The 5,521-nt window shown below is 57.8% G+C and carries 9 protein-coding genes and 1 tRNA gene; 2 read left to right on the forward strand and 8 right to left on the reverse strand.

All coding sequences use genetic code 11. The features are described from left to right. A partial coding sequence (locus ROS217_RS14045; protein WP_009818437.1) for a glutamine synthetase beta-grasp domain-containing protein occupies nt 1-238 on the reverse strand: 238 nt, incomplete at its 3' end. A gap of 30 nt (nt 239-268) precedes the next feature. Then, complete coding sequence (locus ROS217_RS14050) at nt 269-607, reverse strand: P-II family nitrogen regulator (RefSeq protein ID WP_008282302.1); 339 nt, start codon at nt 605-607, stop codon at nt 269-271. Between the two features lie 184 nt (nt 608-791). Between ROS217_RS14050 and ROS217_RS14055 the strand changes: the two genes are divergently transcribed. After that, entirely contained in the window at nt 792-2,306 is a 1,515-nt protein-coding gene (locus ROS217_RS14055) for a bifunctional ADP-dependent NAD(P)H-hydrate dehydratase/NAD(P)H-hydrate epimerase (RefSeq protein WP_009818438.1), read from the forward strand. Here the strand turns inward: ROS217_RS14055 and ROS217_RS14060 are convergent. Continuing rightward, nucleotides 2,303-2,800, reverse strand: coding sequence for a Hint domain-containing protein (locus ROS217_RS14060; RefSeq protein ID WP_009818439.1), 498 nt, complete (start codon nt 2,798-2,800; stop codon nt 2,303-2,305). The two genes, ROS217_RS14055 and ROS217_RS14060, sit on opposite strands and share 4 nt — an antisense overlap. Before the next feature lie 176 nt (nt 2,801-2,976). Between ROS217_RS14060 and ROS217_RS14065 the strand changes: the two genes are divergently transcribed. Next, nucleotides 2,977-3,060: transfer RNA gene (locus tag ROS217_RS14065), tRNA-Leu, on the forward strand. Between the two features lie 107 nt (nt 3,061-3,167). Here the strand turns inward: ROS217_RS14065 and ROS217_RS14070 are convergent. From ROS217_RS14070 to ROS217_RS14090, 5 genes are all read right to left on the reverse strand, one after another. Then, nucleotides 3,168-4,187, reverse strand: coding sequence for a tyrosine-type recombinase/integrase (locus tag ROS217_RS14070; protein ID WP_009818440.1), 1,020 nt, complete (start codon nt 4,185-4,187; stop codon nt 3,168-3,170). Beyond that, complete coding sequence (locus ROS217_RS14075; protein ID WP_009818441.1) at nt 4,184-4,387, reverse strand: hypothetical protein; 204 nt, start codon at nt 4,385-4,387, stop codon at nt 4,184-4,186. The genes ROS217_RS14070 and ROS217_RS14075 overlap by 4 nt, the downstream gene beginning before the upstream one ends. After that, nucleotides 4,387-5,040, reverse strand: a complete 654-nt coding sequence (locus ROS217_RS14080) for a hypothetical protein (RefSeq protein ID WP_009818442.1) — start codon at nt 5,038-5,040, stop codon at nt 4,387-4,389. Before ROS217_RS14080 ends, ROS217_RS14075 begins: the two co-directional genes overlap by 1 nt. 92 nt (nt 5,041-5,132) lie before the next feature. Further along, nucleotides 5,133-5,342 carry a hypothetical protein gene (locus ROS217_RS14085; RefSeq protein ID WP_009818443.1) on the reverse strand — a complete coding sequence of 70 codons (210 nt, stop codon included), beginning with the start codon at nt 5,340-5,342 and terminating at the stop codon, nt 5,133-5,135. Beyond that, nucleotides 5,339-5,521, reverse strand: a 183-nt coding sequence (locus ROS217_RS14090; RefSeq protein WP_040650595.1) for a hypothetical protein, incomplete at its 5' end; no start/stop codon positions are given. The genes ROS217_RS14090 and ROS217_RS14085, both read right to left, overlap by 4 nt.

A 5,521-nucleotide genomic window follows, 5' to 3' on the forward strand; every position in this document is an offset into this window, starting at 1 on the left:
ACGGATCGACATAGGCGCTTTCAGTGTCGGGCATCAGCTTCATGTCGGAGGCTTCGATCGACTTCCAGCCGGCAATCGACGAGCCGTCGAACATAAAGCCTTCTTCGAGGAAATCTTCATCGACCAAATCGGCGACTACGGTCACATGCTGCAGCTTGCCACGCACGTCTGTGAAGCGGATGTCGACATAGTCGATATCCTCGTCTTTGATCAGCTTGAGAACTGCGTCGTTGCTCATTCTCTTGTCCTTTTCTTGTTGGAGTAGATATCAGAGCGCGTCTGAACCGGATTCACCGGTACGGATGCGAATGGCTTGTTCGACGGGGCTGACAAATATCTTGCCGTCGCCAATCTTGTCTGTTTTGGCAGCGTCGATGATTGCTGCGATGGCCGCGTCCACCTGATCGTCATCGAGCACGACGTCGATTTTCACCTTGGGCAGGAAATCAACCACGTATTCAGCGCCGCGATAAAGCTCCGTATGGCCCTTCTGGCGGCCAAACCCCTTGACCTCGATGACCGAAAGGCCCTGAATGCCAGCTTCCTGAAGCGCCTCCTTCACCTCGTCGAGTTTGAAGGGCTTGATGATCGCTTCGATCTTTTTCATCGGCTGGGGCCTCCCGCGGTTACGTTTCGGAACGTGCAGACCACTTCTCAGCGGGGGCCTCAATCGGTTACGCTCTGAGATGTGGGCAATCCCGGCGCGAAGGGTAAGTGTTGCCTAAATAATGGGCGCTTAGGTGTAAAATTCAGCGAAATTGAATCGCGAAACGGCTGGTAAGGGGCGGAACATGGTGAACCTTCTGACATCCGCGCAAATGCGTGCTCTCGAACAGGCGGCGATTGAGTCGGGCGCTGCCTCCGGGCGTGACCTGATGGAGCGTGCCGGACGAGGATTTGTTGCGGCGGTCTTTGAGACGTGGCCGGATTTGGAGCGCGCACCGCACAGGGCGGTCGTGGTCTGTGGGCCGGGCAACAATGGCGGCGATGGGTTTGTGATCGCCCGCCTGCTGCACGATTGGGGCTGGCAGGTTGCGGTGCATTCATTGGGGACTGCAGACCGCTTGCCGCCTGATGCGCGGATCAACTATGATCGCTGGTGCGAGATTGGGGTGGTTTCGCCATTGGAAGCGGCAGGGGGGATCGAAGCGGATCTGCATGTTGATGCGCTCTTTGGGATCGGACTGATCCGACCGCTCGAAGGGGTGGCGTTGGACTGGGCGCTCTGCCCGCGCAGTGGCAGGGTTGCGGCGGTTGATCTGCCCTCGGGCCTGTGTTCCGACAGTGGGCGGGTTCTAGGCGCGGGGGCTGTCTATGCCGATCTGACCGTCACCTTTCACGGTGCGAAAGCTGGCCATCATCTGGCGGAGGGTCCAGCGCATTGCGGACGGCTGGTTCGTGCCGAGATCGGTTTGCGCGTTTGTTCGGTTGAGGGAGCGGTCAGGCTGATCGAGACGCCTGCGCCGGAGATGCTCAACAAGACGGGCAGCGCACACAAATACTCCAATGGTCACGCGTTGGTTCTGACCGGCGGGGCAGGGCGCACCGGGGCTGCGCGTTTGGCGGCGCGCGCTGCACTGCGCATCGGGGCCGGGGTGGTGACCTTGGGCGCACCACCCGCCGCACTGATGGAGGTCGCCTGTCAGATTACGGCAGTGATGGTGCGGCGGATCGGGACGGGCGATGATCTGGCCGAGATGATTGAAGACCCCCGGATTACGGCAGTCTGCCTTGGGCCGGGGTTGGGCGGGCGTCGCGCGCGTGAGTTGGTTCCGGCGGTCGTGGGAGCGGGGCGCACCCTGGCTGTTCTGCTGGATGCGGATGCGCTGTCGGCCTTTGAGGATGGGCCGGAGGCTCTCTTTGCCATGCTGCATCCGGCGTGTGTTCTGACGCCGCATGCCGGAGAATTTGCGCGGCTCTTTCCGGACATCGCTGAAAATTTGGCCGCGCCCCCCCTAAACGGGCCGGTCTATTCCAAGGTGGATGCAACGCGTGCGGCGGCCAAGCGGGCAGGCTGTGTGGTGCTTTACAAAGGCTCCGATACGGTGATTGCCGATCCGCAGGGCCGATGTGCGGTCAGTTCCACCCATTACGACAACGCAGCCCCCTGGTTGGCGACGGCCGGATCAGGCGACGTGCTGGCGGGTTTCATCACGGGTCTCATGGCGCGCGGTTTCGACCCGATGCAGGCCGCAGAAATGGGCACATGGCTTCATGCGGCTTGCGCCCGAAGCTATGGCCCCGGGCTGATCGCCGAAGATTTACCCGAGGAGTTACCCAAGGTCTTGCGTGCGCTGGTCGATTAGGCGGCGCGGGCGTCGAGACGCATTTCGGGGCTGCTGGCCAATTCCAATCCATCGACATAGAGGATGTGGGGCACGGCAAAGTCGAGCACGAAGAGGGTCATATCCTGCGCCGGTTCCAAGGTTACAAATTCGCCATCCACCAGACGTTCAGCGGGCACTAGAACCTGTGCATCACCAAAGAGCGCCTTTGCACGCCAGTCACGCACGAGCATTGGTTGGTCCGCCGGCAAGGTCACATCCTGTTCCGGCCGTGTATGCCCAAGGGACCCGGCCATGATCCGTACCGCAGGGGTGTGCCGCGTATGCCGGGCGATGCCAGTGAGAACCGCCGTACCGCTGTCACGGGTAATGACACGGTCGCCCACCCGAAGATCGGCCACCCGACGTTCGCCGTCGAGGGTAAGAATGATGCTGTCGGCCCAAAGGCCGCAGACGTCCACAGGGGGCAAGACGGTCAACCCGCCGTCTGTCCGCCCGACCGTTTTCGGTTTCATGGCGTGTCTCGCTTGTTATCTGCCTCAAGATTACAAACACAATATGGCAAGATTGGGTTAATGTCCTACGTTTTTTTCGCCATGATCCGGCGATCAGCGCCTGAATTTTCCGCTCGCATCTACCCCAACGCTTTGCTAGAGACCGCGCCAGCGACCGGCAACGGGACGCGGATGATGCGGGTGTGGCGGAATTGGTAGACGCACCAGATTTAGGTTCTGGCGACTTAGTCGTGGGGGTTCGAGTCCCTTCACCCGCACCATATTGAATTGATTGATTTTTTCCGGTTTCATGCTGCTCTATGTCCTTCCCGGCTTTGTGGGTTTCGCAGTTTATTTCGCAGGTTCCTGTTCTGGTCTTGTTCCGTTCCTATCCGTCACGCTTCTGTTGAGCGCGCTTAGATGCCGCCTTTTGATCGCGTCTCGCCCGGTATTTCCGCACCATCTCCATGGTCTTGTGACCAGTGACAGCTTGGATTTCCGCGTCATCGCATCCGGCGTCCGATAGCTGCACCGCAGCCGTGTAGCGCCAGCCATGAGGAACAAGGCGTGCTTCGCCGTGCATGATGTCGAGTGCCGTTCGAACCCCTTCAACAGCCTTCTGGGCTGCCCTCTTGCCCATAGGCTGGGTCAGGTTCTTTGCCATTATGTGACGGCCTTTGCGGGGCAGGGTGCAGAGATATGTTTGCAACCGCGCGGGGCAGTAGATCGTCAGCTTGGTGCCAGTCTTGTCCTGAACCACGCTCATGAATTCGCCGTCAAAGTCGTCCCACCGCATCGCAACGCAATCGCCGATCCGCTGGCCGGTGCCTATGCACAATTCATAGATCGTGCGCGCGTCGGTAAGGTCGTGTCGATCACAATACCGCTCGTAGGCTGTCAACTTGTCGTCTGGCCAAGGTTCATACTCGCCGCCGGACAGCTTAGGAATATCGACCACCGGGTTGCGGTCGATCCATTCCAGATCAACCGCCAGCTTGCAGAGGATGGATAACACGGCGATGCGTTCGTTTGCTTTTGACCATGTGTCTTGAAGGGCGCGCTGGACCGCCAAGGCGTCCTTGCGCTTGAACCTTTGGACGTCCTTTTCGCCGTTCTTCTCGCGGATCGCTTCGCAATGGCGACGGTAGTTTTCCCGCGTGCCCTTTGCCTTTCCGAGATAGCCCGGTGTCTTGTAAAATTCAGTGACAAGGTTGTGCCAGGTCGTTTTGCTCTGGACCTTTTTGCGCCCGGACCTGATCGCCCAATAGGCTTGCATGAATTCTTCACTATCCGGGTTGCTTGGCAGGCGGTGCCGTGTGACCTTGCTGCCCCGGTCGAGACGGAAGTAGATGTAATCACGACCCTTTACCGTCTTGAATTCGAGATATGGCAGGTCAGGCTTTTTCATGCCTCGAATTCCCCTGTGTCCATCGCGTCGCCTGTCCAGATCGCCTCAAGGTCTGCAACCCGCCATCTGGCAAAGCCGTGAATCTCTTGCGGCCCCGGAAGCGCCCCGCGCTCGACCAGCGAACGGAATTCAGCGGGCTTCATGTCGAGAAGCGCCGCAGCCGTTTTTTCGCTTGCGAGGATGGGGGCAGGGCGGGGCATTAGGGCTCTCCGCCCCTTCTTTTGCGAGCATTCTTGAAAAGGCTTCGGGCGTGAATCGAGAGCATGGTTTGCGCGCCGTCGATCGCCGCCGGCTCTGAATATATCTCCCACTGCCACGGAAAACTATTGATGTCAGTAATGATGAAGCAATCACTTATTCCTGATGCAGCACCTGCAAATAGAATGGCGATTTCCGCTTTGTCTAGCTGATCCTGGTCCCATTTGCGGGCTGATGATGCGAGTTGATCGACATCCGCTTCAGTTTTGACTCGGCCGAACTTCCGATGTAACCCTCGCAAGAGATTTTCCTGAACAGATTTAACTGCCCCATTGTCCCTCGCCTTTTTGAAGACCTCGAGACTGTATTGAGCACACATTTCGTCATATGAAGGCACTAGACCTCGCTCAGGCCAAGTAACCATACATCGCAGTTGATCCATCGGCTCCTTTAAGGATTTTGCATCTTTATAGAATCTCTGCAGCTCACCTGCGACGATCGCTAGACGCGCCTCAGCCTCGGAATAGTGCTTCCTGACATCACCCAGATCAGGAGCGACAACTCCAAGGCGAACAAGATAATCAAGCTGAACGGGCGTGATGCCCGCCATCTTGGCCATCTGTGTGCGATAAAGAGGTTTTGGATCTTTGTTCATACATGCACTTTATCAGAATAATTCTAACACGCAACATTAATCAGATTAAATCTGATTAGAAGGCCGGGCGAATCCCGCCCGTCCCTTGTCGATCAGTTGAGCCTGTCGATTTTTCTGGCAAGTTCAACGGCGCTGCCCTGCATCGTGTATAGAAGGGCCGTAATCTGGGGAAGTCGGTAATCCTGTGACGTGTCGATGCCGTCTACCAAGTCCGTGGCCAGCTCGCATAGCAGGGAAATTCTGCACGCAAATGCAACAAGATCATCAACGTTCGGCTCTTCCGTGGTGGGGATGCTTTTCATGATGCGGCACCAGATGCGTTGATGACATCCAGGGCCTTATTGAGCCGGTTCGCGCGGCGCGATGCCATCTCGATCATCTGAAAGCAATCCTCTCGATCAGATTCCGACTGCATGGCCATTGCAGCATCCAAGAGGCTTTCGATGATCAATGCTTCGGTCTGCATTTCTTCGCGGGTCAG

The organism is Roseovarius sp. 217 (assembly GCF_000152845.1).
In the GTDB taxonomy this organism is placed as follows: Bacteria; Pseudomonadota; Alphaproteobacteria; order Rhodobacterales; family Rhodobacteraceae; genus Roseovarius.